Origin of the sequence: Rothia sp. HMSC071B01, from assembly GCF_001808945.1 — a bacterium.
GTDB lineage: Bacteria > Actinomycetota > Actinomycetes > Actinomycetales > Micrococcaceae > Rothia.
The window spans coordinates 163,838-188,987 of sequence record NZ_KV795081.1 but is presented as its reverse complement, the minus strand read 5'-3'; the positions used below and the strand labels follow the sequence as shown (position 1 = coordinate 188,987).

The 25,150-nt window shown below is 57.0% G+C and carries 23 protein-coding genes; 13 read left to right on the top strand and 10 right to left on the bottom strand.

Going from position 1 to position 25,150, the window contains the following annotated elements:
- The first annotated feature begins 3 nt into the window (after positions 1–3).
- The 6 genes from HMPREF2527_RS08910 (at position 4) to HMPREF2527_RS08885 (ending at position 6,917) form a co-directional block, all read left to right on the top strand.
- Complete coding sequence (locus HMPREF2527_RS08910; RefSeq protein WP_049332964.1) at positions 4–1,089, top strand: acyltransferase family protein; 1,086 nt, start codon at positions 4–6, stop codon at positions 1,087–1,089.
- Entirely contained in the window at positions 1,086–2,201 is a 1,116-nt protein-coding gene (locus HMPREF2527_RS08905) for a glycosyltransferase family 4 protein (RefSeq protein ID WP_070507836.1), read from the top strand. Before HMPREF2527_RS08910 ends, HMPREF2527_RS08905 begins: the two co-directional genes overlap by 4 nt.
- A complete protein-coding gene (locus HMPREF2527_RS08900; RefSeq protein WP_070507834.1) occupies positions 2,198–3,601 on the top strand; it encodes an O-antigen ligase family protein in 1,404 nt (467 codons plus the stop codon). The genes HMPREF2527_RS08905 and HMPREF2527_RS08900 overlap by 4 nt, the downstream gene beginning before the upstream one ends.
- 2 nt (positions 3,602–3,603) lie before the next feature.
- Positions 3,604–4,644 carry a glycosyltransferase family 4 protein gene (locus tag HMPREF2527_RS08895; RefSeq protein ID WP_049352043.1) on the top strand — a complete coding sequence of 347 codons (1,041 nt, stop codon included), beginning with the start codon at positions 3,604–3,606 and terminating at the stop codon, positions 4,642–4,644.
- Between the two features lie 65 nt (positions 4,645–4,709).
- Positions 4,710–5,657, top strand: a complete 948-nt coding sequence (locus HMPREF2527_RS08890) for a glycosyltransferase family 2 protein (RefSeq protein ID WP_070507832.1) — start codon at positions 4,710–4,712, stop codon at positions 5,655–5,657.
- Positions 5,658–5,669: 12 nt separating this feature from the next.
- Positions 5,670–6,917: a glycosyltransferase gene (locus HMPREF2527_RS08885; protein WP_070507830.1), complete on the top strand. Its 1,248-nt coding sequence runs from the start codon at positions 5,670–5,672 to the stop codon at positions 6,915–6,917.
- Between the two features lie 89 nt (positions 6,918–7,006).
- Here HMPREF2527_RS08885 and HMPREF2527_RS08880 read toward each other — a convergent pair whose 3' ends face one another.
- The 4 genes from HMPREF2527_RS08880 to rfbA all read right to left on the bottom strand — a co-directional run bounded on the left by HMPREF2527_RS08880 (position 7,007) and on the right by rfbA (position 10,711).
- On the bottom strand, positions 7,007–7,315 hold the full coding sequence (locus tag HMPREF2527_RS08880; protein ID WP_070507827.1) for a PqqD family protein: 309 nt from the start codon (positions 7,313–7,315) through the stop codon (positions 7,007–7,009).
- The gene (locus HMPREF2527_RS08875; RefSeq protein WP_049356079.1) at positions 7,312–8,169 is read right to left on the bottom strand and encodes a nucleotidyltransferase family protein; all 858 of its coding nucleotides are present in this window, start codon (positions 8,167–8,169) and stop codon (positions 7,312–7,314) included. The genes HMPREF2527_RS08880 and HMPREF2527_RS08875 overlap by 4 nt, the downstream gene beginning before the upstream one ends.
- A 112-nt stretch (positions 8,170–8,281) precedes the next feature.
- Positions 8,282–9,754, bottom strand: a complete 1,473-nt coding sequence (locus tag HMPREF2527_RS08870) for a tyrosine-protein kinase domain-containing protein (protein WP_012904015.1) — start codon at positions 9,752–9,754, stop codon at positions 8,282–8,284.
- Positions 9,755–9,850: 96 nt separating this feature from the next.
- Positions 9,851–10,711, bottom strand: a complete 861-nt coding sequence (rfbA, locus tag HMPREF2527_RS08865; RefSeq protein ID WP_012904014.1) for a glucose-1-phosphate thymidylyltransferase RfbA — start codon at positions 10,709–10,711, stop codon at positions 9,851–9,853.
- Between the two features lie 74 nt (positions 10,712–10,785).
- Here rfbA and rfbB point away from each other — a divergent pair, with 74 nt between their 5' ends.
- From rfbB to HMPREF2527_RS08830, 7 genes are all read left to right on the top strand, one after another.
- Positions 10,786–11,784: a dTDP-glucose 4,6-dehydratase gene (gene rfbB, locus HMPREF2527_RS08860; RefSeq protein ID WP_005506949.1), complete on the top strand. Its 999-nt coding sequence runs from the start codon at positions 10,786–10,788 to the stop codon at positions 11,782–11,784.
- Positions 11,784–13,208, top strand: a complete 1,425-nt coding sequence (locus HMPREF2527_RS08855) for a sugar nucleotide-binding protein (RefSeq protein WP_049350006.1) — start codon at positions 11,784–11,786, stop codon at positions 13,206–13,208. The genes rfbB and HMPREF2527_RS08855 overlap by 1 nt, the downstream gene beginning before the upstream one ends.
- Before the next feature lie 244 nt (positions 13,209–13,452).
- Positions 13,453–14,112, top strand: a complete 660-nt coding sequence (locus HMPREF2527_RS08850; RefSeq protein ID WP_012904012.1) for a 50S ribosomal protein L25/general stress protein Ctc — start codon at positions 13,453–13,455, stop codon at positions 14,110–14,112.
- Between the two features lie 146 nt (positions 14,113–14,258).
- Positions 14,259–14,846 (top strand): aminoacyl-tRNA hydrolase, encoded by a 588-nt coding sequence (gene pth / locus HMPREF2527_RS08845; protein ID WP_012904011.1) that lies wholly within the window; start codon positions 14,259–14,261, stop codon positions 14,844–14,846.
- Between the two features lie 203 nt (positions 14,847–15,049).
- Entirely contained in the window at positions 15,050–16,348 is a 1,299-nt protein-coding gene (locus tag HMPREF2527_RS08840) for an aminotransferase class V-fold PLP-dependent enzyme (protein ID WP_070507825.1), read from the top strand.
- A gap of 66 nt (positions 16,349–16,414) precedes the next feature.
- Positions 16,415–16,885 (top strand): Fe-S cluster assembly sulfur transfer protein SufU, encoded by a 471-nt coding sequence (gene sufU, locus HMPREF2527_RS08835; protein WP_005506960.1) that lies wholly within the window; start codon positions 16,415–16,417, stop codon positions 16,883–16,885.
- A 530-nt stretch (positions 16,886–17,415) separates the two neighbouring features.
- Complete coding sequence (locus HMPREF2527_RS08830; protein ID WP_012904009.1) at positions 17,416–17,913, top strand: FAD synthase family protein; 498 nt, start codon at positions 17,416–17,418, stop codon at positions 17,911–17,913.
- Positions 17,914–18,058: 145 nt separating this feature from the next.
- Here HMPREF2527_RS08830 and HMPREF2527_RS08825 read toward each other — a convergent pair whose 3' ends face one another.
- From HMPREF2527_RS08825 to HMPREF2527_RS08800, 6 genes are all read right to left on the bottom strand, one after another.
- Positions 18,059–18,556, bottom strand: coding sequence for a DUF2505 domain-containing protein (locus tag HMPREF2527_RS08825; protein ID WP_012904008.1), 498 nt, complete (start codon positions 18,554–18,556; stop codon positions 18,059–18,061).
- A gap of 250 nt (positions 18,557–18,806) precedes the next feature.
- Positions 18,807–19,517, bottom strand: a complete 711-nt coding sequence (locus HMPREF2527_RS08820) for a glycosyltransferase (RefSeq protein ID WP_012904007.1) — start codon at positions 19,515–19,517, stop codon at positions 18,807–18,809.
- A 277-nt stretch (positions 19,518–19,794) separates the two neighbouring features.
- Positions 19,795–20,277, bottom strand: a complete 483-nt coding sequence (pssD, locus tag HMPREF2527_RS08815) for a PssD/Cps14F family polysaccharide biosynthesis glycosyltransferase (protein ID WP_049327955.1) — start codon at positions 20,275–20,277, stop codon at positions 19,795–19,797.
- Positions 20,278–20,483: 206 nt separating this feature from the next.
- On the bottom strand, positions 20,484–21,716 hold the full coding sequence (locus tag HMPREF2527_RS08810) for a Wzz/FepE/Etk N-terminal domain-containing protein (RefSeq protein ID WP_049341605.1): 1,233 nt from the start codon (positions 21,714–21,716) through the stop codon (positions 20,484–20,486).
- Between the two features lie 67 nt (positions 21,717–21,783).
- Positions 21,784–23,790: a lipopolysaccharide biosynthesis protein gene (locus HMPREF2527_RS08805; protein ID WP_049350002.1), complete on the bottom strand. Its 2,007-nt coding sequence runs from the start codon at positions 23,788–23,790 to the stop codon at positions 21,784–21,786.
- Positions 23,787–25,142, bottom strand: a complete 1,356-nt coding sequence (locus HMPREF2527_RS08800) for an O-antigen ligase family protein (RefSeq protein WP_049350001.1) — start codon at positions 25,140–25,142, stop codon at positions 23,787–23,789. Before HMPREF2527_RS08800 ends, HMPREF2527_RS08805 begins: the two co-directional genes overlap by 4 nt.
- Positions 25,143–25,150: the final 8 nt, after the last annotated feature.

Here is a 25,150-nt window from a genome sequence, read left to right as displayed (position 1 = left end):
TCTATGGCCAAGTCTCAGACCGTAAAAGCTCGGGAGGGTGACGTCCTTGATCAGGACTTCATCACTCCCGGGCGTTTCCGGGAGCTGGACGGGTTCCGCGGCCTGGCTGCTATTACCGTGGTGATTTATCACCTGGGTGTTCCCGCTACGGAGAACTATCCGCGGACTGCTCCTTCGCCCTATGACATTCCTCTGGGCGAGTTGGGTGTTCAGCTCTTCTTCATCATTTCCGGTTTCGTGATTCTGCTCAGCGCTATCAAGAGTGGGTCGGCACTGAAGTTCGCGGTTTCGCGTTTTTCTCGTATCTACCCGACCTATTGGTTTGCGCTGGCGGTATCGGCTCTGGTGTATTTCATCTACGGAAACCCCGGACGCCATATTACGATTCCGCAGACCCTGATTAACACGACGATGCTGCAACGCTTCCTGCGTGTGGATAACGTGGATCAGGTGTACTGGACGCTGGCAGTGGAACTGCAGTTCTACGTGATGGTTGCCCTGTACCTGATTATCCGGAAGGGAAAGATTTACCGTGGGGAGCTGACTACGATTCTGCTCACCTGGTCGGTTATCGGTACGGCTCTGTGTCTGCTTTTCCACCCGGAGGCTTCTCTCGGCGGAGCACCGAAGATGATTGTGTGGGCCGCGGTTGCGGAACATTCTTCGCTCTTTAGCTTGGGCATGGTGTTCTTCATGTACAGCCATGATCGAAAGTTCACCTGGCATATTCCGTACTTTGCGATTCTGGCTTCCCTCAACGCGGCACTGATGCATGATCTTGCTCATGGAATCGGTGTGGCATTGATTAGTCTGGTGTTCTTCATCGTTGTATACCTGAAGAATGTTCCGGTACTTTCGAGGGGTCCGCTGAATTTCTTGGGACGCATTTCCTATCCCCTTTACTTGGGCCACGCTATGGTCGGTTATATGCTTGTTGATATGTTCTACCCGGTGGCTGGTCCCTGGGGGGCACGTATTATTGCATTGGTTTTGGTGATCTGCTTCGCTTACCTGGTGCATATTTCCATTGAAACTAAGGTTTCTGCATCCTTCCGTTCTTTCCTCACTCGAAAGTTGACTAAGGCATGACCTCTACACCAACGGCTCTATGGGTCGTTCCGGTTCCCGATTTTGGTGGAGTAGCTCGGCACGTTGTCGATATGGCACGTGCCGGGCTCCCCGGCTTTAACCTGGTGGTTCTCGCGCCCGAGGGTAAGCTCACGAGCCGCCTCGAGGAACTGGGCGTCACCGTCATCAAGGCTGAGTTCGGCCCCGACTACGGTTTTAAGACTTCCTTTGTTTCTTTGCAGAAGGCTGTTGAGCAGCTCCGCCCGGATATTGTGCACAGCCACCTGGCGTATGCGGACGTTGTAGCGACCGCTGTGGTCAACGCACTACGCATCCGTAGCGTCATCAAGCGCGGCACCCGCGTACCGAAGCTTCTGACCACTGAGCACGGTATTGCCGGTAATGACTCGGTGTACCACGGTAGCTCCTGGCGTTCTAAGCTCATGGAGACCGTGCATCGTGTGCGCCTGTGGGGCACCGATCAGGCGATTGCTGTTTCTCGTTCTACCGCTGATCAGATGCGTGCCAAGTGGGGCGCTCGTGGCGTGGAGCTGGTGTACAACGGCGTGGATATCCCCGAGGTGCACGCGGCTGTTGAGCAACAGCGTGTTCCCGCAGAGGGAGGTCCGCGTATTCTCTCGCTGTCCCGTCTGTCCCCTGAGAAGGGTATTGACGTGCTGCTGGCTGCTTTTGCGCAGCTTCGTGTTGATTACCCGCAGGCGCATCTTGAGATTGCGGGCTCTGGTGATTTGGCGTCCGAGTTGCAGGCTCAGGCTCAGCGCCTGAACCTGGGTGATTCGGTGACCTTCAGCGGCTTCGTTAACCCGATTGAGGCGATGGGCCGTAGCGACATGATTGTTCAGCTGTCGGTGTGGGAGAACTGCTCCTACACTCTGCTGGACGCTAAGGCAGCTGGTCTGAAGACGGTCGCTACCGCTGTGGGCGGCAACCCGGAGATTTTGGGCGCCGACGAGCTGGTAGACCGCCAGAGTGCAACCCTGACTCAGGATGTTCTGCAGGCTATGCGTGCGCAGCTGCAGAAGGATGAGTCTGAGCCTTTCACCTGGATTTCGAATGAGCAGATGGCTGCTCAGACGGTTGATATTTACACTCGCACATTGGAGAAGAAATGACCGTGTCTTTCTCGCAAAGTACAGAGACCGCAGCTTCTCAGCAGGATAAAAATCCTAATTCTCTCCAGGCATATCGCATTGGGCAGGCCACCGCGGGTGAAGTAAAGTACCTTGTCGGTAGCGTCTCAAGACTGTCAATGCTTGATTTTTGGGCTGGTTTTGGTCTGATCTTCATCGGCGTCCCTACGCCCATTGTGACCATGCCTGTGGGTACCGTTGTTGTGATGTTGTTTGTCTTGTACAAGCTGACAAAACCTGCCACCTTGGAGACACGGTATAACTCCTTGTTCTTCTCAATCATCTTGTTTGCTGTTGGCTGGGCTTTGTTTGAAAGTCTAGCTTTTAACGGCATTTCTGTTGATGAAGCGATTCGCCGTGCAATCCGCATGGCTGTGGTCCTTCTTCTGGCGTTGCAGATTGCTCAAAAGAGGATTGACATTCGTTCCCTCATCTTTGGCGTGGCTGCGGGCCTTATTTTCAACCTCATTGGATTTTATGCAGGTATTGCGCCCGATAACTACGGCGGTACGCTGACCGGCTGGCTGAACGATAAGAATCAGTCTGGTCTGTATTACGCAATTTTTGGCTTCCTTTTCGTGGCTATGGTCCGAAAGACAAGTCACCGTATCGTTGCTTTTGTTGTTACCTCCGGCATGCTGTGGCTGACCGGTTCCCGTACCTCTCTTGCCGCATATGCTTTTGCTGTCCTGTGGTTGTACTTCTCTCATCGCCTGAATTTGTTCGGTAAAGCAGTTCTTGCGTTGTTGTTTTACCAGGCTGTGAACTACCTGGAAGATAATTTTGCGCGTGCCGGTGCCTTCGCGGATCGACTCGGTAGTGACCTTCTGCGTGAACGAATCGATGAGACCATGTACCGCATGATTGATATGGTTCCTTGGTATGGTGGCGGTCTGGGTACCGCTCAGGTGCCACTTCAGAATCGTTACTTCTATTTCCACAATTCATATATGACGCTGGTCCAGGAGGCCGGATGGCTCTATATGATTGTGATTGTAGGCCTGATGATTTCTGCCGCATTCATCTGGAAGCAGCCGCGTGCTCAGCGCATTGTTATCGCCGAAGCCGCAATGGTGATTATCATTATTACCTCCCAGCGTCTTGGTGAGGTGATTCTGACTGTGCCGTGGGCTATCGTGGTGGGTCTTGCACTGCTGTACCTGAACCCGGATAAGGATCTGGACGCTTCGGATAGCGGTCATCATGAACCAGGTGCTATGCAGAAGGTGCAGAGCAGTGATGAAAAACCTGAGCCGCAGAACGGCAAGCTCATCGAGCAAGAAGCTCCTGTCTCTGTACCCCCCCAAGAAACGCCTAAGAAGCCGACTACTTCTAAATCGTTTGACGTCAGTTCTATCCGCCAGCGGGCAAGGAAAATATAACGATGAAAGAGCTTTATATAGCTACCAATAACGGTGACATAGGCGGCGGCGAGGTCATGCTCCTGAATATTGCTCGCGCAGCCCGTAGCCTTGGCTACAAGGTCACTATTGTGGGTCCTTCCGAGCCGAAGCAGCTTGTAGAAGCTGCTGCGGATGAGGGGTTCCCCCGCATTGTCTTGCCGGCTAAGAACCGCGCACAGTACATGGTGGCTCTGCGTAGCTGGCACGCTCGCCATAAGGACGTTCTGTTGTGGTGCAATGGTCTGGTTCCCGCAGCGGCAACGGGCGGCCGTAAGAACCGCATCGTGCACCTGCACCAGCTGCCTACCGGTGTGAACGCGAAGCTCGTACCCTTTGCCCGCCATAAGGCGTCTGTCACCCTGGTGCCTAGCCGCTATGTGGCTCGTGCCTGCCCCGGTAGCGAGCTGTTCGCGAACTGGGTCAGTGGTGTGTCCACTGAGCTGGATCACCGGGTGGGGGAGCGACGCCTCCGTATCGGTTACCTGGGACGTTTGACCCCGTCCAAGGGTATTGCAACCCTGTGCCAGGCGATGAGCTCCTTGAACGCTAACGGCATTGAATACGACCTGGTGATTGGTGGCGAGCCTGTCTTCGCAACTGATGAAGAACGTGCTGAGGTTGAGGACGCCCTAGCCCGTGTTGCTACGTTCAGCACGCGTTTGGGCTGGACTACCCCAGACCGTCTTTTCGGTGACATTGACATGCTTGTTGTACCTTCGATTGCCCCTGAGTCCTTTGGCTTGGTGGTCGCTGAAGCGATGAGCGCGCGCGTCCCTGTGGTTGTCAGTGATGCTGGTGCTCTGTCGGAGGTGCTGGGCGGCGCGTCGTACCCGTACGTTGTGCCTGCTGATCAGCCGGTAGCTCTTGCACAGGCCATTAAGAGCCTGGGTACTGAGCTTCGAGAAGATACGGATGCCCTGGCGGAGCGAACCTCCGAGCTGTTCTGGCGTTGGCAGGAGAACTATTCGCCTGAGGCTGGTCAGGTCCGTGTCGGTGAGATCCTGGAACGTTTTATCCGCTAAGGTGCTTCTAAACCTATAGATCATTCCCAACGGATATCCTCTCACTCAAACCCCGAAGGAAAATTATGACGACTACCCACCGCTACAAGGCTGCGGTTATCATTCCCTCTCGCGGTGGTGCAGATATTCTGCACTACCCGCTGGATGCGCTTGCCGCCCAGACCGAGAAGGACTTCCAGGTTATCGTGGTCCTCGACGGCGATATTGACAACAGCGAAGCTGTGCTTGACCGCTACATTGCGGAAGGCAAGCTGAACCTGACCAAGATTGTTTTCGAGGAGAACCGCGGTCGTGTGGCAGCGCTGAACGCTGGTCACCGTGCGGCTGATGCGGATATCCTCATCCGTTGTGATGACGATCTTGAGCCTGCTGCTGACTATGTCGAGGCGCAGATTCGCCTGCACCGTGATTATGACGGTGTGATTGGTACCTTGAAGAACGTGTACCCGGACACTCCCTATTCTCGTGTGTACGGTAACTTCCGCGATGCCCGATTCAAGGAGGGAGCCCTCAGCGTAGCTGAAGAAGGCCGTTGGCTGTACTGGAACGGCAACTCTTCTATCTCTGCGGAGTACTTTGACCGTACTGGCGGATACGACCCTGCGTACCGCCTCTACGGGTGGGAAGACGTAGACATGGGCAAAATGGTCCATGACGCTGGTGGCCGCATCATCATCTCTGATGAGGTTGAAGTCAAGCACTATGCTGAGGCTACCACCACTGCGGTGCGTGCCCTGCGTGCCCTACACTCGGGTTCTGCTCGCACCATCTTCGTGCGTAAGCACGGCGATGCGGCGCACCCTGCCCCGAACCCGACCGGTCCCTGGGGTTTCTTGGTCAAGACCCTCGCTCGTTTCACCACCGAGAAGACCATCAAGGCTCTGGGGGATGCGAGCGATAAGATTCTGCTCAAGCTGCCGGCTAAGGCGGCTGAGAAGCTTGTGGCTTTGCAGGTTGAGGCTGCATCTTACGCCGGTATTCACTATCCTGAGCGAGCTCAGAAAGTTTTCTAGGAGGAAAAGAAAATGTCACTCACTCAGCTCTTGACCTCCGCTCCGTTTACCGGGCCGAAGAACCCTGACGCGGTGCTTGCGGATATCCCGAAGAGCCTCAAGAAGCTTGGCCGCCTGGTGCGTCGTTACGTGCCGCTGGTGAAGCCTGAGGCTACTGAAGAGATTGCAATTGCCCACGACTACCTGACTCAGCGCGGCGGTGCGGAGCGTGTTGTGCTGGCAATGCACCGTGCGTTCCCGGATGCACCGATTTACACGACTCTGTACGACCCGGAGGGCACCTTCCCCGAGTTCAAGGACGCGAAGATTATCACGAGTCCGCTGAACAAGATTGGCTACCTGCGTCGTAACCACCGTATGGCTCTGCCGATTCTGCCGTTTGCTTCTTCTCTCTTGAAGGTGCCGGCTGAGCGTGCTGTGGTGTCGACGACCGGCTGGGCGCACGGCTTCAACTTTGCTGGTCGTAAGTTCATTTACTGCCATTCGCCGGCGCGTTGGCTGTACCTGAGCGATCAGTACCTGGGTGAGAAGAGCACCGGTCCCGTGCCGTTGCTGCTGAAGACTCTGCGTCCTGCACTGATGCTGTGGGATCACTGGGCGGCTCACTGTTCGGCGGTGTACGTGGCGAATGCGAGCGTGATTAAGAAGCGTATTGAGAACGTCTACGGTAAGAAGGACGTTCCGATTTTCTTCCCGCCGCACTCGGTAGACGCCACCGCACCGGTTGAGCCTATTCCGGGTCTGGAAGAGTTTACCGAATCGGACGATTACTTCCTGATTGTTTCGCGTCTGCTGCCCTACAAGAATGTTGATAAGGCTGTTGAGGCGTGTAATGAGTTGGGTAAGAAGCTGCTGGTGATTGGTCGCGGCCCGGAGAAGGAACGCCTGGAGGCCCTTGCTGGCCCGACTGTTCGTATTGCTTCGGGTGTCTCGGATGCGCAGCTTCGTTACGCGTACCGTCACTGCTTGGCGCTGCTGGCTATCTCTTATGAGGACTTCGGTATTACCCCGCTGGAGGCGGGCGCTAGCGGCAAGGCCGTGATTGCCTACCGTGCGGGTGGCTTCCTGGATACCATTCAGGAAGGTAAGACCGGCATGTTCATCAACCAGCCGACTGTGGAACAGCTGGTGGAAGCCCTCAAGGCTTTCAATCCGGATGACTGGGATGCCGACTACATCCGTGAGCACGTTGATGGCTTCTCGGAGGCTCGTTTCATCAGCCGCCTGAAGATGTACGTGCAGGCTCTGCCTGAAGACTAAAAGAGCTCAACGGCTCATAGAAGAAGGCGGGGCGGTAGAAACTAAGGTTTTTTTCTACCGCCCCGCCTTCTTTGCGCCTTCTGGAGGCCTTAGCGGGCCTCTAGGAGCCCCTTGGAGAGCAACTCGGGAATAAAACCCTCAATCTGCGGCCCCATAGTCTCTACGGGCTGTTCATACATCTCGCAGAGCACGTCGATAGCCTCCTGCAGAGACATCGGGTCTTCAAAAATACTCCAAATAATGGAGGCTGAGTCCTGAAGGACAGACAGCTCCCCGTTGGCAAGATTCGCGAGATAAGTTGCCGTGGGGGAGTACTTAGCGAACTCTTCAGAATGAACGTACGCGATGTTCTCGGGAATACCGTAGACGGTCTGACGGGAATCTACCGGATTGCTCATTTTTTCACCTTGATTCCGAAACGCTCAAAGAACTTTGCACGTATCTCTGCCTTAGTGGGGGTGCGTCCCAGCTGCATCGCCAAATGGTCCTTGTTCACAAAGAAAATATTTTTGAGGGTGCGCAGCTTATCGTGCAGGGTGGATGCCGACTGCAAACGCCCAATCCACTGAATGTAGTGGGGCACATCCTGCGAGACCGACAGCCACAGCAGGTAGTCTCGGTCGTCACGGTACTGCTCCAGACCGCCCATAGCCGCGCTATATGCGAGGGAGGAGTCAAGCTCTTCCGCGCGGGCTCGCAGGCGCTGCCAATCGCTGTACGAGAGCAGGGAGACCAGGTAGTTAATATCTGCGCTGTAACGTGAGGCAGCGCGGGCGCGGTGAAGCACCACGAGAAGACGCGCGTCCAGGTCACTGGGGACAGTGCAGGGGCGGTGTGCAATCATACGGGTCTTGCGCGCTGCCCAGATGCGGTCAAACGCCTTCTCGTAGTCGCCGTGGCGTCCCAGACCGGGGAAGAAACGATGAATATCGGTCAGGCCCCATGAAGCGTGGTAGAGCGTCATCGCGTGCTCGAACACGGAACCTGTTTCGAAGTGGGCTTGGATACGCCATCCATCTGCCAGAAGGATCTCTACAAAGCGGTCCACGTGAGAGGGACGGACGAGCAGGTCAGCGTCGGAGCTGTACCTGCCCTTGCGGTAAATTTCCTGGGAGAAAGCGTAGCCTTTGACATGCAGAATATCGATGGAGTGCATGTCGGCAATTCGCTGGAAGTAGGCGTGCGCAAGCCGAATCCGTGCCGCGAGCGGAGTAGTCTGCGGCTCCGGGGTATTGGATGAGTGAGTGGTCACAATAGCCTTTCGGTGCACATGTATACCAGATAAGTATAAGGCGGGACAGACAGAAAATACTGCCCATCCCGCCCTAAGTCGCTCCCTATAATTTAGGGCGCTTATTACGTTATTACTTCTTAGCCGAGGACTTCTTTGACGACTTCTTGTCGCCGTCCTTGCCGTAACCGTAGTAGGTTGCATAACCAACGTAGGCGCTTGCGTAGCCGAAGCCGTAGTAGGAGTTACCCAGACCCTTACGGGGTGCACGGTTCAGAACCATACCGAGGAGGTTAGCGTTGACCTTCTTCAGGATGTTGGCAGCCTCGGTCATCTGCTCACGGTGGCTTCGGCCGATAGAACCAACGAGGATCACGCCATCCACGGAGTGGGAGAGCAGCGAAGCGTCGGTCACGGGCAACAGCGGCGGAACGTCAACGACCACGATGAACTCTTCGGAGAGCTCGTTAATCAGCTGGCGCATCTTATCCGAACCCAGAAGTTCGGAGGGGTTCGGGGGGATACGGCCTGCAGGCAGGACGAAGAGGTTCGAATCACCCAGCTGGTGCACAGCGTTAGCAATCTCAACCTGACCAGCCAGAACCTGGGTCAGACCGACCTTAGCGTCGAGCTTCAGCTTCTTAGCCACGGTCGGGCGGCGCAGGTCGGCGTCAATGAGGATGACGGGCGAACCCGCATCAGCCATTGCGCGAGCCAGCGACAGCGACACGGTAGACTTACCTTCACCGGGCACTGCGGAGGTGACGATGAACGAACGCGGGGGAGTGTCAACGTTCACGAAGCGCAGGTTGGTGCGCAACTGACGAATGGATTCCTGTGCGATGTGGTCGTCGGTGTTGCCGTTAACGATGTTTTCTTCGTTCAGGTCGTCACTGACGGGCAGAACACCCAGGATGCTCGCGCCGGTTGCCTTGGTAGCATCGTCACGAGTGCGGATGCGCTGATCCAGTGCGCGGCGCAGGAAGATTGCAGCGTAGACCAGAACCAAACCGGTGCCAGCACCGATAAGAGTGTTCTGCTGGTAATTCGGAGCTACCAGCGGCGGGTTCACGCTTGCGTTATTCAGCGGAATCACGCGAACGGTGTTGCCGCCAGTCGGGGATGCACCGGTGTTTTCGCCGTTTACCAGAGCCTGAGCATTACCGGGGTTCTGCTCAATCTCCTTGATGTAGTCGGCGGTAGCCTGCAACGCACCGTTAGCGAGCAACTGTGCGTTCTTCGGGGAAGAAGCCTGCGCGCTCACGGTAATCAGCGCGGCGTTATCACCCGCAGTTGCAGTGAGGCTTGCACGAATCTGCCCGGTAGTCATGGAGAGTTCGGGGTTGTTCTGCTTAATCTTCTGTGCCACGGCCTCAGAGGAGACGATAGCAGCGTAGGAACGAGCGCGCTCCTTAGCGGCTGTAGAGCCGGAGAGAACATCCACCGTACCGGACTCGCCCACGGTCACGTAGCCCGAGGACGAAGCAGCGTAGACCCTCGGCTGGAGAGAGGCATAGCCGAAGCCCGCTGCGGCACCGACAACGATGCCAATAATCAGCAGCCAGAGGTTAGCCCTCGTGGTGCGGAAAAATTCCAAAATGGTCATGGTAGTGAGAATACTCCAGAAAGTTTGAGTTAGTGTACCTGCAACGTGGAGTGTTGTTGCAGGCGGTGAAGGGATACGAAAATCCCCTGGTGTTTATTAGCGGAGCAATCCGAGCAGGTAGCTACCGTAACCGCTCTTAACAAGCGGGGTAGCAATGTCGCGCAACTGCTCATCGGAGAGCCAACCGTGGCGCCACGCAATTTCCTCCGGGCAACCAACTGACAGGCCCTGACGGCTCTGAACAGTGCGGATGAAGTTAGTGGCATCAGCGAGTGAATCAAAGGTTCCGGTATCGAGCCACGCGGTACCGCGAGGCAGAACCTCAACCTTCAGTTTACCCTGTTCCAGGTAGACGCGGTTGAGGTCAGTGATTTCCAACTCACCGCGCGGAGAAGGCTTAATCTGACGTGCATACTCTACAACCTTGGAGTCGTAGAAGTACAGACCCGGAATAGCGTAGTCGCTCTTGGGGTTCTCGGGCTTCTCTTCGATGGACAGTGCGTTGAAGTTCTCGTCGAACTCCACCACGCCGTAGGCGCGAGGATCAGCAACCCGGTAAGCGAAGACGGTTGCGCCGTCCTTCTGCTCGTAGGTGGCAAGCTGAGTACCCAGACCGGGACCGTAGAAGATGTTGTCACCGAGCACGAGGGCTACGGGGTCATTACCAATAAAGTCGGCACCCAGAATAAATGCCTGTGCAAGACCGTCCGGGGAAGGCTGCACCTTGTATTCGAGATTAATACCGAAACGGGAACCGTCACCGAGCAGTCGCTGGAACTGCTCCTGGTCGGCAGGAGTGGTAATAATCAAAATATCGCGGATACCCGCCAGCATGAGAGTGGACAGCGGGTAGTAAATCATCGGCTTGTCATAGACCGGAGTGAGCTGCTTGCTAATGCCCTGAGTGATAGGGTGCAAACGGCTTCCGGTACCGCCGGCAAGAATAATTCCCTTCATAACTTCTTATTGTGTCATGTTTATCTCTTTGTTGAGGCATAAAAATCGCTGTTTAGCCAGGTAAAATCTACCGTATGGCTCACATTCTTGTTACCGGCGGCGCCGGTTTTATTGGTTCGAACTTTGTTCACCACCTCATCGATAACACTGATCACACTATTACTGTGCTGGATAAGATGACCTATGCCGCAAATGCTGCGTCTTTGGAGGGTCTTCCCGAATCCCGCTTCAAGCTCGTCGTAGGCGACATTGCCGACCGCGAGCTGGCTGACGAGCTGGTCGGCAAGGCAGACGCTGTCGTTCACTACGCAGCGGAATCGCACAACGACAACTCCCTGTCCAACCCCGAACCGTTCATTCACACTAACCTCATCGGTACTTTCAGCCTCCTGGAAGCAGTCCGTAAGCACGGCACTCGCTACCACCACATCTCCACCGACGAGGTCTTCGGTGACCTCGAGCTGGACGATCCGGCAAAGTTTACCGAAACCACCCCCTACAACCCCTCTTCCCCTTACTCCTCCACTAAGGCAGGCTCCGACCTGCTCGTGCGCGCATGGGTCCGCTCCTTCGGTATTGAAGCAACCATCTCTAACTGCTCCAACAACTACGGCCCCTACCAGCACATCGAGAAGTTCATCCCCCGCCAGATCACTAACATCCTCTCGGGTTTGACCCCGAAGCTGTACGGCGAGGGCCTGAACGTTCGTGACTGGATTCACGCATCCGACCACTCTTCTGCTGTGCTGCGCATCCTGGAGCAGGGCAAGATTGGCGAAACTTACCTCATCGGTGCAGACGGCGAAGAGAACAACATCACCGTTCTGCGCACCATCCTGCGCCTAATGGGCAAGGACGAGAACGACTTCGAGCACGTGGTTGACCGCCCCGGTCACGACCTGCGCTACGCAATCGACGGTAGCCGCCTGCGTGCAGAGCTCGGCTGGGAGCCGAAGTTCACCGACTTCGAGTCCGGTCTTGCCGACACCATTAAGTGGTACACCGAGAACCGCGGCTGGTGGGAGCCTCTGAAGGCTGAGGTTGAGGCTAAGTACGCAAAGGCTGGCCAGTAATGACTAAGGAATTGAAGGTTACTGAAACCGAGATTCCGGGTCTGCTCATTATTGACCTGCCGGTTCACGGCGATAACCGCGGCTGGTTCAAGGAAAACTGGCAGCGCGAGAAGATGCTCGCCGCCGGTCTGCCCGACTTCAACCCCGTCCAGAACAACATCTCGTTCAACGCTTCGGTAGGTACCACTCGCGGTATCCACGCCGAGCCGTGGGATAAGTACGTTTCTGTTGCGACCGGCCGTATCTTTGGTGCGTGGGTTGACCTGCGTGCGGGCGAGTCCTTCGGCAAGGTCGTCACCGTGGAGCTGGGCCCGGACACCGCAATCTTCGTGCCCCGCGGCGTGGGTAACTCCTTCCAGACCCTGGAAGAGAACACCGCCTACACCTACCTGGTGAACGACCACTGGTCGGCGGACGCAGTATCCGGCTACAGCTTCCTGAACCTTGCCGATGAGACCGTCGCAATCGACTGGCCCATCGACCTGGCGAAGGCAGAGCTCTCCGAGAAGGACCGTAACCACCCGCGTCTGAACGAGATCAAGCCCCTGGAAGCCGACCCGATCCTGATCATTGGCGCGGGCGGTCAGCTCGGCACCGAGCTGGTTCGCCAGCTCACCGAGCAGAACGTACCCTTCCTGGCTGTGGATCGCGACCGCCTCGACCTGGGCAAGCCCGAGCAGTGGCGCGACGCATTCCGTTGGCGTTCCTTCCGCGCGGTCATCAACGCTGCAGCGTACACCGCAGTGGATCAGGCTGAAACCCCCGAGGGTCGCTGCGACGCCTGGGCAGCTAATGCCCTAGGCGTGAGCGCTCTTGCCTCCATCTGTGAAGAAGCTAACCTGCCGCTGGTTCACGTATCCACCGACTACGTCTTTGACGGCTCCTTGCCCCTGGGCGAGGAATACCCGGAGGATTACCCCCTGGCACCGCTGAGCGTCTACGGCGCGTCCAAGGCTGCCGGTGAGGTTGCCGCTGCCGCATGGCGTAAGCACTACACCCTGCGCACCAGCTGGGTTGTTGGCGCCGGCAAGAACTTCGTTGGCACCATGGCATCCCTGGCTGAGCGCGGTATCGACCCGTCCGTGGTCGCCGACCAGTGGGGCCGCCCGACCTTCACCCAGGACCTGGCAGCTGCTGCTCTGCACCTGCTCTTCTCCGGCGCTGAATACGGCACCTACAACGTGTCGAACACCGGTGAAGTCATCAACTGGGCACAGTTCGCTCGTGCGGTGTACGAGGGCACCGGCCACGACCCGGCACGAGTCAGCGACACCACCACCGAGGAATACTTCGCCAACGCTGAGCTCTTCGCTCACCGTCCGACGAACTCGGCAATGGACCTGTCCAAGCTGATTGCTGCAGGCTTCACCCCGCGCGATCACCGCGAGGCGCTTGCCGCCTACTTGGCAGAAATGGGCTCCTAATCCTCTAAGGAATTGGCTCTATATCTGCTGACAACAGCATAAAAGGCGTGAAAAGCGCCATATCACAGGTTCCCGGCCCTTGAAGAAGAGCCGGGAACCTGTACAATATTGTCTTGGCCAAGGCGGTGGAATACACGAAACGTGTAGGTCCGTAACTGACGGTGGCTGGTTGGAAAGAGATTTCTGGCGCCAGTCCCTATTCCACTTGGCGCATAACTTCTAACCAAGAAAGGGTGGACAACTCATGTCAGATACCATCAAAATTTCAGCTACCGTACGTAGCGACTTCGGCAAGGGCTACGCGCGCCGCATCCGCATGGCAGGCGACATCCCCGCCGTCATCTACGGCCACGGCGAAGAGCCCAAGCACGTAGTACTCCCCGGCCACGCAACCACCCTGGCTGCCCGCGTCCCCAACGCTATCCTCGACCTCGACATCGAAGGTGAATCACACCTCGCAATGATCAAGGACATCCAGCGTCACGCAATCCGCCCTGAACTGCAGCACATCGACCTGCTGACCGTTAAGCGCGGCGAGCGCGTTGAGATTGAGGTTCCTGTACACGTTGAAGGCGAGCCTGCTGTTGGCGCCGTTGCTAACCAGGAAGAAACCGTTCTTCTGGTTGAAGCTGACGCACTGAAGGCACCCGAAGCTTTGACCGTGAGCATCGAAGGCCGCGAAGCTGGCGCTCACGTTCTGGCATCAGACGTTGAACTGCCCTCAGGCGTAACCCTGGTTGCAGACGCTGAACTGCTGATCGTTAACGTTTCTGAGCCCGAGGAACTCGACGTTCCCGAGCCCGGTGAAGAAGGCGAAAACGCACCCGAGGGTGACATCGTTGAAGCTTCCGAGGAATCAGATCAGGCTGGCGAAGCTCACGACTCAGATAACTCAAAGCACTAGACCGCGCCCTGCGCCTAGCGCAACAATGATTTGTGGATGGCCCGCCGCTACCTCTCTTCTGAGGTGGTAGCGGGCCATACTCATAGAATGGTGTAGTCCATGAATTTTCTAAAAACCTTTTACAGCGCCGTGGAAAGGGCGAAGATATGTCTGATGCGTGGCTCATTGTTGGTCTGGGGAACCCGGGCCCGGAGTACGAGAAAACCCGCCATAACATCGGCCAGATGGTGGTTGATGAACTGGCGCGTGAAGTAGGCGGTGGCTTCAAGAAGCACGGACGCGCGCGCGCCCAGGTGCTGGAAGGACGTTTGGGTATAGGCGGACCCAAGGTAGTGCTGGCCAAGCCCCTGACCTATATGAACACCTCGGGCGGCCCGGTATCGGCTCTAGCCCAGTTCTACGATATTAACCCCGACCGTATCATCGCGGTGCACGATGAACTGGATATCCCCTTCGACACCATTAAGCTCAAGATCGGTGGGGGAGAGGGCGGCCACAACGGTCTGCGCGATATCACCAAGGCGCTGGGCACCAAGGACTACTACCGTGTTCGCACCGGCATCGGTCGTCCTCCCGGACGCATGGACACCGCAGACTTCGTGCTCAAGCCCTTCAGTAGCACCGAAGCGAAGGACCTGCCCTTCCTCATCTCAAACGCAGCGGATGCAACCATGATGCTCGTAAAGGAAGGCCTGCTGGCAACCCAGCAGCGCTACCACGGCGCAGGTTCCTAGCCGTATGACCCGTGCCGGGTAAACACTGAACTGGGTCAACACTGAACTGGGGTAATGCATGATGCGGGCCGATGTGTGAACTAGGCTCTACCTAACTATGCAAGAGCCCGGTGAGGGAATAAGCTAGAAAAGAATGACGTTATACGCTCCACGACGGGAAAACACCCGACCGTGGAGCGTATGAGCGAGAGAAGAAGGTACCCGTGGCTGAATACTCCACCCCCGCCAACACCCCGCTGAGCGACGACATTGTACGCCAGCTTCGTAAGGATTTTCCTATCCTCAACACTGAGGTTAACGGGCATCCTCTGGTCTACCTGGATTCGGGGGCGACCAGTCAGAAACCGCTTCAGGTGCTCGACGCTGAACGTAACTTCTACCTGCACGCTAACTCTGCTGTACACCGTGGCGCACACACCCTCGCGGTTGAGGCAACCGACCTGTTCGAGGACGCGCGCATCACCGTTGCGAACTTCGTTGGCGCCACTGATGAAGAGCTCGTGTGGACCTCTAATGCAACCGAGGCGCTGAACCTGGTCGCCTACTCCATTGGCAACGCCTCTCAGGGTATCGGCGGTCCGGCTGCTGAGCGTTTCGCACTGGGCCCTGGCGACGAAATTGTCACCACCGAGATTGAGCACCACGCGAACCTCATTCCCTGGCAGATTCTTGCTCAGCGAACCGGCGCAACTCTGCGCCACATCCCCTCCACCGAGGACGGTCAGCTCGACTACGCTGCTGCCGAGGGCATCATCAACGAGAAGACCCGCATCGTGGCGTTCACCCACGTCTCGAATGTGACCGGCGCGATTACCGATGTGCCCCGCATGGTCGCCATGGCTCGTAAGCACGGCGCTCTCGTTGTGCTGGACGCCTGCCAGTCCGTGCCGCACATGCCCGTAGACTTCCACGCCCTGGACGTCGACTTTGCGGCGTTCTCCGGCCACAAGATGCTGGCTCCCACCGGCATTGGCGCCCTCTACGGTCGTGCCGAACTGCTTGAGGCCCTGCCACCCTTCCTGACCGGTGGCTCCATGATTACCCGCGTGGGTCTGCAGGATGCCGAATACATGCCCGCCCCCATCAAGTTTGAAGCGGGTACCCAGCGCGTCTCGCAGGCAGTCGCCTTCGCCGCCGCCGTGCGTTACCTGCAGCACTTGGGCATGGAGAACGTTGAGGCATGGGAGCACGAACTGGGCGCTCGCCTGGTTGAGGGTGTTCAGAAGATTGAGGGCGTGCGCCTGCTCGGCCCCGCCGACCCCTCCAAGCGTGCCGGCCTGGTTGCTCTCGCCATTGAGGGTGTGCACCCGCACGATGTGGGCCAGCTACTCGACACCCAGGGTATCGCTGTGCGCGTGGGCCACCACTGCGCCCAGCCGCTACACCGCTGCGCCGGTGTGACCGCCTCGACCCGTGCATCCACCTACATCTACAACACCACCGAAGATGTGGACGCTTTCCTGAAGGCACTTGCCGAGGTGCGCCCCTACTTCGGGTTCTAAACGTAGACGCGTTAGAAGCTAACGCCTCAATTTTTCAGACAGACCAACTGACGGAAGAAGAACACCGTGTCTCTTGAATCCCTGTACCAGGAAATCATTCTGGAGCATTCCAAGCAGCGTAGCGGCGAGCACCTCGTAGAGGTACCCGCCGGCCACGCAAGCGCCGATAACCACCAGTACAACCCCACCTGCGGTGACGAAATCAACCTGCGTGTGGTGCTCTCTGACGAGCTGAAGGACGGCGAGAAGACTATCGAGTCGATCTCCTGGGAAGGCGACGGTTGCTCCATCTCCATGGCTGCCGCCTCCGTGCTCTCTGAAATGGCTCCCGGCATGACCACCTCCGAGCTGCAGAGCCACGTGGATGCGTTCCGCGAGATGCTGCGTTCGCGCGGTAAGGTGACTCTGGACGAAGAGGAGTACGGCGATATGGCGGCTTTCTCCGGCGTTTCGAAGTTCATGGCGCGCGTGAAGTGCGCAATGCTCTCCTGGGTTGCCGTTGAGGAAGCCACTAAGGAAGCAGCTGCGAAGAACTAAACCTTTGCTGAGAAGGTAGGCTGAACCGGTGGGGGAGTAGCTAGTATTTGAACGCCAATCGAAAATACCGAATGGCTACTGAACCTAAAATATTGCACAAGAACGTAAGTATATGCGGTCAAAGCGTGCAGAAAATACTGGCTAAAACTCTTCGCTAAAATCTAGCGGTTAATTGTTTATCTATATAAGCTTTCTTTGATTTCAAGCGACGTATAGAAAATATGAGGCGGATACTACACTGTATCCGCCTCATTTTTATATCTTTCTCTTTTTTCTCCAAAAAGGTGACTGGTAAAATAAAAGGACGAAGGGCGCCCAACCAGCACCCTCGAGAAACTCTTTTCGGACCCGCACACTCTGAGGTGACAGCGAGAAGAAATAGGGCAATAATAAGAAAATATTTTCTCAATATTGCACATTCTTCACTTATTCTTAGGCTCTCACCCCAGACCGCGGATATGTTTCTCACCGCTCTGGTACCTCAACCACACCGGAATAACCATCGCCGCTACCAACCACAAGGAAGCCCTATGATTATTGGCTACGCCGCAGGCGCCTACGACCTTTTCCACTACGGCCACCTCGAGATTCTCCGCAAGGCTAAGGAAAACTGCGACTACCTCATTGCCGGCGTCGTGCACGATGACGTTCTGGAAGTGACCAAGGGTCGTCGCCCCGTCATCCCCATCGAAGAGCGTGCCGCCATCGTCAGCCACATCGACTACGTGGACGAAGTGCACGTTGAAACCAACCCCGACAAGCTCGAAACCTGGAAGCAGAAGCCCTTCAACGTCTTCTTCAAGGGCGACGACTGGAAGGGTACCGAAAAGGGCAATGCCCTGGAAGCACGCTTCGCAGAGGTCGGCGTGGAAGTACACTACTTCCCCTACACCGAGCACACCTCCAGCACCAAGCTGCGCAAGGTCGTTGACCTACTCGAAGCAGAGCACGACCTGCGCGTAGAGATGCGCCGCTTTGCTGAGCTGCTTGGCGAACGCGAATACTCCGAGGCGACCGTCGCCTCCTAACGCTCCTACCCCTTCATAGGTGCGTTAGAGCTCATAAGACTCATAAAGACACAAAGAGGATCCCCGCCGTAAGTACTTACGTCGGGGATCCTCTGCATATTGGCGGTATATCAGCTACACCTCAAAGGTGAGCGTCTCATAAGCTTTAGCGCTGTGCCAGCCACTTCTCAGCGGAGGAGCCCAGAACCTTCAGCACGCGGCCAACCTGCGGCTCAGCAGCGGCTGCAATCTTCTTGCCCACCAGCGGGATGGAGCAGGAGACTTCACCGTTGACGTCCAGGCGGGTCTGCTCGCCCTCGGGGGTCAGCTTCTGAGTAGCCTGAGCGGACACGGGCACGCCGTTGACCTTGACCTCGGTAGAAACGGTGCGGGATCCGTCAGCAGCCGGTGCGCTTACGGTGTCCATCTGGGTCATAGCAACGCCGTTGCCGACGAACTTACGAGCGATGTCCGGCACGCGCTCAGCGGGTACGGTACGCTCGGTGGTTGCGGTGAACTCGGCGGAGGTGTCACCGGAAACGGAGAAGCTACCGAACTCCACGCCAACCTCGGAGCATACGAAGCGTGCGAAATCCTCGCTAGAGAACGCCTCGATAACCTGCTCAACGCTTGCGTTGATAACGGTCGATTCCTGAACTGCCATAATTGTTCCTTTCGTAGTGCGCGAAAACCCCGCGCATTATCCCTTACTAAGGATACGGTGCGCGGGGTTTCGCAACCAATGTAAAGACGCGAATCCACCTGAGAATATGCCGTGAACAAGGGAAAACATCCACAGCCTCTCACAGGGTGGTTGGAGGATTCGCATGCCGGTCTAAAAATGTGGGAAGCGCCCGGCCGGGCACCTCCCACACCGCATCACGAGGATGCTGAGCTTAGAAAGCAAGAAAACCTTAGGCGCTGGGAGCCATCGCGTCGATGCGAGCCATCTCAGCCTTACCCGCACGGTGCGCGCGAGCAGCCTGCTTCAGGCGGCCCCAGAAGGAATCCTTACGGTGGGTCTTGCCGGCGAGCAGGTCCTGCAGTTCCTCACCCAGCTGAGCTGCGGAAATCTCCGGGGTGGAGACGTAAGGCTCAGCGGTGCGGAACAGGGAGGGGTTCGCCAGGGCAAGATCGAGCTTAGCGAAGAGATCTTCGCGGCTCTCAACGACAACAGCGTGGCCGCGCTTCTCCATCAGAGCGGTGAAGGGGACCTGGTGGTTGTCAACGACCTCATTGAACTCTGCGCGGCGCGGAACAGCCAGGGGCAGAGCGCCGGTGCGGCGTGCATCCTGGATGGAGCCGGGGCCGCCCTGAACCAGTACTACGCGTGCGGTTGCGTAGTAGTCCAGCAGCTCGGAGGCGGGAAGAAGCTTAAGGTTGTCTGCGTGCTTAATGGGCGCAGTGTGGCCATGCTGCACGAGGCAGGTGACCTCGGGGTGAGCCTCAAGATAAGCCTCAACCCAACGCAAGAGACGATCAAAAGTGTGAACGTCGGTGCCGAGGGACACCACCAAATCGTACGTCTTAGTAGGAATACGAACGGGCGCGACGGCAGGGGTAAATACGGGCAGGTCGAACTTGGAAGTATCAACGCTGACGTGGGGGAAGTCCTGAATAGACATAGCCTATTCCTCTCTATGTATTTATCGGTAGTAACCCCGTATACCTGACGCAAAAATCCGGAGGGCATCATTGGTATACGCGGCGGCGTCGTGCCGGAGAAAATGGTGAGTAATCTCCGCATACGCTTCTCTGGCGAGTGGTTAGTTCGCTTGGATGGTGAGTCCACAGTGGAGCGCACGACTTATGCGTATCTGTATGTATTAATAAATACTATACCCTGAAAATAACGCCCTCAGCACACGCGAGGACGCTATTTTCAGGATAAATTCATCACTCTTAGAAAATGGGATGAATCACACGAGAATCAGGGAAATTCTCCTGCTGTTCCTCGCTCTGAACAATAATTCGATCAGCAAAGGTGTACAGCATCTTGCCGGTCATCGTCGGCAGAGTCGGGCGATCAAAACACTCAATATAAAGAGTCTTTACGCCAAAGAGTTTAGCCGCCACAAAGAAAGGAACGGCAACACCGGCGCCGGCAGAAACAACCGCATCCGGACGTTCCTTCGGAAAAATACGAAATGCCAAGAACAGATTACGAATAGCGTTCTTAATATTTCGGGTGGTCGGGTAATACGCCCAATAGGTCTTCTCATCAGCCAGAGAAGATTCAACATCGGGCTGCTTAAAGCTAACCCACACGCGGTCATAATCCTGCCACGCAGCAGAAGTAGCCGTCAGATGCTTCAAGTGTCCGCCACTGCTAGAAACCAGCAGAAGCTTCTTCTTCGGTGCCTGAGAGGAAGTTGCCTCAGTCATAGTGTTCTCCTAAAGCCCCAATACAAGAGAAAAATAAGAAGAGAAGATAAAGGTGAGCTGACGGGCCCGGCGGCACCTGCATCAACAGACCTATCACAATAGATCCGCCTCAGCAGGTACCACCGCACCCTACGCTCAAGGACGAAGGACGAACCCGCACAGAGGCGAGGCATCCATCAACAGAACCCCGAGTACTCGCGGTCTGATTACTCGCGATCCAGGAACACAGCCAGAGCGTTCACGCCCTCAAGCTGATCCAGCTGAGCGAAAAGCTCACGAACCTGCTGCAGAGAAGTAGCCGCAGTCACCGGAACCAGAGCCACGCCGCCAGCCTGGACGAAACGCAGCTGAGTCGACAGGGGAGTAGCGGTGCTCAGGCTAATCACCAGAGGAGTCTCGCTCTTCTCAACCAGCGACTCGGGAGTGTGGCGGGTCAGCGCGTCACGGACCGAAGCGTAATCGGTGAAACGTGCGTACTCGGTGGGCAGAACACGCTGCAGCATCTGGTATAGGTGCTCAACACCGCGGTCAGTACCGGGCAGAATCACAATGCCGGAAGCGCCAGCGCTCTTCACGTCGCCGTCGGGAGCACCAATGGTGCGCAGCAGCATGAACGCGTCATTCGCCTCAGAAGTGGAACCCAGCTCGTGAACCGGGATACCAGCATCTTCCAGACGATCAGCGTAACCAACGTGACGCATAGTGCGGTCACGACCGTACGCCAGCACAGCACCAATCAGCAGACCGGCAACAGCACCAACAATACCCATCTTCACCGGGCCAAGAGCCGAGGAAGAAGAAGGAACCTGAGCCTCGCTCATCACGCGACCACCGGTGGTGGAAGTCAGCTGAATCTGAGCGCGACGGTCCTGCAACTGAGAGAGCAGACCCGCACGGTTGTTATCACCCTCGAGGGCCGAAATCTGCTCATCAATCTGGTGCAGAGCAGAATCAACGCTGCTCTTCAGCGACTCGGAACGAACCTGCAGGTATGCGTTCGCCATAGCGTTAGCGTAACGTGCAGCCTCCGTACCGTTGGGGCGGGTCACCTCAATATCCAGAACAGCAGTCTGGGAGGTGCCGGTCACCTTGACGGAGTTCATGAGGCGGCTGGTCAGCTGAGCCTCAGAGAGGGTATCGCCATTAGCAATCAGAGACTTTGCCGCGTTCTGTGCAACCTCGCGAGAGGATGCAACGCGAGACTCGGTCGCAATATCCACCTTCGCGGAGTTAGCGCTACCGGTACCGGCGGGATCAACCACCAGCGGGTAAACAACCAGCGAAGCCTTAGAAGTGTACTTGCTATTGGTCATGTAGCCGTAGACGGCACCCGCCACAGCGAAAACCACAACCGACAGCAGAATCAGCAGACGGTGTCGGAAAATGCGACGTACCTGGTTGCCAAGGGTAACCGAGGAGGTATGAGAGGTGTTATCCATGAGGACATCCTAGAGGAAGAGAAACGGACACTAAATATCGGAGAAAAACGTAGAGGAAGCTGAAGGCTTAAGACTTCGCGCGGCGGGCGGAAAGGAAACGCTCAATACCGAGAGCCTTACGGAAGCGGTACAGCACCGCGCCGTACACCGGCACCAGTAGCACCACGTACACGATGACGCCCAGCACGCTCTGACCCAAGAAAGCCAAAGACGCCAGAGCGCACACCGTCGGAACAGCCGCACCCAAGAAGAGTGACGGAGCCATCTCGCGAACCGAAGCGCGAATACCAACGAGGCGGAATACCTGGTAGCTCGCCAGGAAGGTGTCAATCAGCAGAGCAGACGCCCACGCCGTCACCGCACCGTACAAGCCCCAAACCGGAACCAAGGTGAAGTTCAAGGTCACAGCCACCACCAGCGAGGAGAGTTTGTTCAACAGCTGCCAGCGGCTCTTACCGCTCATCAGCAGAACGGACTGCACGCCACCGGCGCTCATCGACAGCATCGCCGCCGGGCAAATCACCCAGAGAATACCGGCGCCAGCCTCAAAGCCCTTACCGAAGAAATGCAACAGCACCGGACCAAAGAACGCCAGGGAGAGGTAGAACGGCCACGACAGAGCAGTCAACACGCGAGTGGTCGACAAGAAAATCTCTCGAGCACGATCTAGCTGACGGGTAGCCAACGCCGCACTAATCGACGGTCCGGTCACCACGCGTCCGGTGTGCTCAATCATGGTGCCCACACGAACACAACGGTTCACAGCACCATAGATACCACCGGCAGCGGCACCCAAGAACGCCGTCACCACCAGCACGTCAATCCACTCCAGGATGGTTTCCACAATGGTAGCGACACCGCGTGCAGAGCTGAAACCCCAGAACGAACGGAACGTCTCAGGCGGAGAATCCTCAGAAGAAAGAACCTCCACATGCTCCTCGGAAGGGAACGCCCGCTCCAAAAGCCACAGCGCAACCACCGCAGTAATCGCCACCGGGATGGTCCAGGCGTACACCAAATCCATGAGCTGACCCGAGAACAGAACAACCAAACCCACCGCCGCAAAACGCAGAGTGGGAAGCAGAACATTCTGCAGGAGCGTAAAGGTCACCACACGATGCAGGCCACGCAGAGCGCCGAAGAACACCGTCATCAGCGCCGCTATCAGCACGAAAGCCGAACTGACACGCATCGCCGCCTGATACTGGGGAGCCATCGGCACAATCTCGGTGTAGATGTACACACCCGCCACCAGAAGCACCGAAGTCACCAGCGAAGGAATCAGACCGTAACGGATCAGCTGCGGAAGCACACCGTAACGACCCAGCGCACGCTGAGCACTCATCGTACGAACCAAGCCCGTATCCGCGCCGAAAGTCACCAGCGAAATCGCAATCGCGAACAACGCCATCAGACGGAAAAACTCGCCCGAACCCTCAGCACCAATACCGTTCGACACCACCATCGTGGTCACGAACGCGATACCCGCGCCGTACATCACGCACAGAGAAGCAAGAGAGCCGCTCTTTGCCAGGCTGGGCTGCTTAGCCTTTCCGGGAGCTTTCTTAACCGGCACGCTCTTCGCGGATGCGCTATCTGCCTGAGCACCTGACGCGGAAGGCTTAGCCTTCTCATTCGGAGTCTTTTCTTCCTGCGCCTTTTCTACAGACTCAGCAGTAGCCGAGGCAACCCGCCGGGAACCGGACAGATGAGCACCCACTACAGCGGTAGCGTTTGCCGCTGAGGAACCAGCAGTCGAAGTACCTGACTCCGAAGAACCCGCCTCCAAAGAATCGGGCAGTAACTCTTCGGAAGCAAAGCCTCGAGCCGGAGGCACAATCGACAGCGCCGTGGTCGCAGGAAAACGACCGGAACGGATATCGTCCACCGTCGGAGCAAACTCATCGGCAGAAGACTCAGCCAGCGATTCGCCCTGCTCCACTACCGGCTCGATGTACTCGCCGCTCTCACGCAGACGCGCACGGCGGCTAGGATGACCACCCGTCGAATACGCATCCTCGAAAGATGAAACCGCAGAAGTATCTAAACCACGAGGGGACTGATTCTTCGTCATAGCCCCTCACCATCCCGAATGGAACGAATGCACGCCATCGATGCGAGCATCAGAATGGTCATCTGAGCAATATCGAAGCTGTAGAAAATAAAGACGACGCAGCACGCGACCGGCACGCTATGCAGCCAGTACCCGGAGGTGGTCTTCACTCGTGCGCCGCCTGCTACAGTGCACACCATGAAGAGCGCGAACAGCGCCAGACCCACGAAGCCGAAGCAGAACATCAGAGTCCACAGGTACCCCTGGGTACCCATTGACACGCCAATGCTCGGTTCCATACGCGGAGTGCCGTAACCAATAATCGGGGACTCCAAGGTCGCCTTCCAGGTGGCGCGGTAGAGCGCCGCACGGCCACCGGTGGAGTCAGAGTAGTCCTGACGACCCAGAATGTTATCCACGGTGCCCGACGCAAAGAGCGCCACAACCACAGCCGTAATCGCCGCAACACCCGTACCCACAGCACGCCAATTAGCCGCAAGGAACTGACGCAGCAGTACGTACGCTGCGCTGATACCTAGACCAATGAACATGCCGCGGTTACTGGTCGCAATCGCAGGCACAGTAGAAAGCGCCATACCAATCAGCAACGCAATACGCAGCCAGATGGAATGCAGGCGAAGCAAGCACGCCAGCATCACCGGGGTGAGCAGAGTGTACGCCAGACCCCAACTATTCGCGTAGGGGAACGGCGCGGAGGGGCGAATATACGCCTCGGGAGCGCCCCACGGGCGCTGAACCTCAGCCAGGGGAGGAAGCATGTAGTCACGCACCAGCGGATTCTGCATAAAACCAGAAGGCATGATGAAGCTCATCGGGGTACGCAGACGGAACTCAGGGAAGAGAACGCCGCCGTAACCCAGGACAATGAGGGTCACCCACAGGGTCGCCAGACCGCCCAGCAGCCTATTGATGCTAATAGAGGATCGCGCGTTGTAGTAGTACAGGGCGTAAATACCTGCACTGAGAATATTCACAAAGCGCAGACCCCAACCAATAATGTCGGTGGAACGGGTCAGCGCAAGCGCCGCAACAACAACCCACACGCAGAACGCGCCCCACACCCACAGGGAACCGGGCACACGCACATTACCTCGAATAATGAGGTAAAAAAGCATGATCGCTGCCAGTACCAGCGGTGCAATCTGAAGCACACCCAAAGCCCACAGCGCCGGGAAGCCGTACAGCAATGCCAGCAGAGGCCAGGCCGGGAGCTTCTTCTGCGCCGTAGACAACGGGCGGATGCGTGCGCGGGCACGCAGAATACCGCTGGGCGGAGTACTATCCGATCCGGCGGAATCCTTCAGCCCCGTAGGCGAAGTGCCCGGAGAGGAAAGAACGGAAGAGGAAACCATGTCTGTGC

Bases quoted from the DNA above. Each gene is read 5' to 3' on its own strand.
- HMPREF2527_RS08890 (WP_070507832.1), top strand. From the start codon at position 4,710: ATGACGACTACCCACCGCTACAAGGCTGCGGTTATCATTCCCTCTCGC.
- HMPREF2527_RS08855 (WP_049350006.1), top strand. From the start codon at position 11,784: ATGACTAAGGAATTGAAGGTTACTGAAACCGAGATTCCGGGTCTGCTC.
- HMPREF2527_RS08885 (WP_070507830.1), top strand. From the start codon at position 5,670: ATGTCACTCACTCAGCTCTTGACCTCCGCTCCGTTTACCGGGCCGAAG.
- HMPREF2527_RS08895 (WP_049352043.1), top strand. From the start codon at position 3,604: ATGAAAGAGCTTTATATAGCTACCAATAACGGTGACATAGGCGGCGGC.
- HMPREF2527_RS08810 (WP_049341605.1), bottom strand. From the start codon at position 21,716: ATGGATAACACCTCTCATACCTCCTCGGTTACCCTTGGCAACCAGGTA.
- HMPREF2527_RS08880 (WP_070507827.1), bottom strand. From the start codon at position 7,315: ATGAGCAATCCGGTAGATTCCCGTCAGACCGTCTACGGTATTCCCGAG.
- HMPREF2527_RS08870 (WP_012904015.1), bottom strand. From the start codon at position 9,754: ATGACCATTTTGGAATTTTTCCGCACCACGAGGGCTAACCTCTGGCTG.
- HMPREF2527_RS08820 (WP_012904007.1), bottom strand. From the start codon at position 19,517: ATGTCTATTCAGGACTTCCCCCACGTCAGCGTTGATACTTCCAAGTTC.
- rfbA (WP_012904014.1), bottom strand. From the start codon at position 10,711: ATGAAGGGAATTATTCTTGCCGGCGGTACCGGAAGCCGTTTGCACCCT.
- HMPREF2527_RS08825 (WP_012904008.1), bottom strand. From the start codon at position 18,556: ATGGCAGTTCAGGAATCGACCGTTATCAACGCAAGCGTTGAGCAGGTT.
- rfbB (WP_005506949.1), top strand. From the start codon at position 10,786: ATGGCTCACATTCTTGTTACCGGCGGCGCCGGTTTTATTGGTTCGAAC.
- HMPREF2527_RS08900 (WP_070507834.1), top strand. From the start codon at position 2,198: ATGACCGTGTCTTTCTCGCAAAGTACAGAGACCGCAGCTTCTCAGCAG.
- pth (WP_012904011.1), top strand. From the start codon at position 14,259: ATGTCTGATGCGTGGCTCATTGTTGGTCTGGGGAACCCGGGCCCGGAG.
- HMPREF2527_RS08905 (WP_070507836.1), top strand. From the start codon at position 1,086: ATGACCTCTACACCAACGGCTCTATGGGTCGTTCCGGTTCCCGATTTT.
- HMPREF2527_RS08830 (WP_012904009.1), top strand. From the start codon at position 17,416: ATGATTATTGGCTACGCCGCAGGCGCCTACGACCTTTTCCACTACGGC.
- HMPREF2527_RS08805 (WP_049350002.1), bottom strand. From the start codon at position 23,790: ATGACGAAGAATCAGTCCCCTCGTGGTTTAGATACTTCTGCGGTTTCA.
- pssD (WP_049327955.1), bottom strand. From the start codon at position 20,277: ATGACTGAGGCAACTTCCTCTCAGGCACCGAAGAAGAAGCTTCTGCTG.
- HMPREF2527_RS08910 (WP_049332964.1), top strand. From the start codon at position 4: ATGGCCAAGTCTCAGACCGTAAAAGCTCGGGAGGGTGACGTCCTTGAT.
- HMPREF2527_RS08850 (WP_012904012.1), top strand. From the start codon at position 13,453: ATGTCAGATACCATCAAAATTTCAGCTACCGTACGTAGCGACTTCGGC.
- HMPREF2527_RS08800 (WP_049350001.1), bottom strand. From the start codon at position 25,142: ATGGTTTCCTCTTCCGTTCTTTCCTCTCCGGGCACTTCGCCTACGGGG.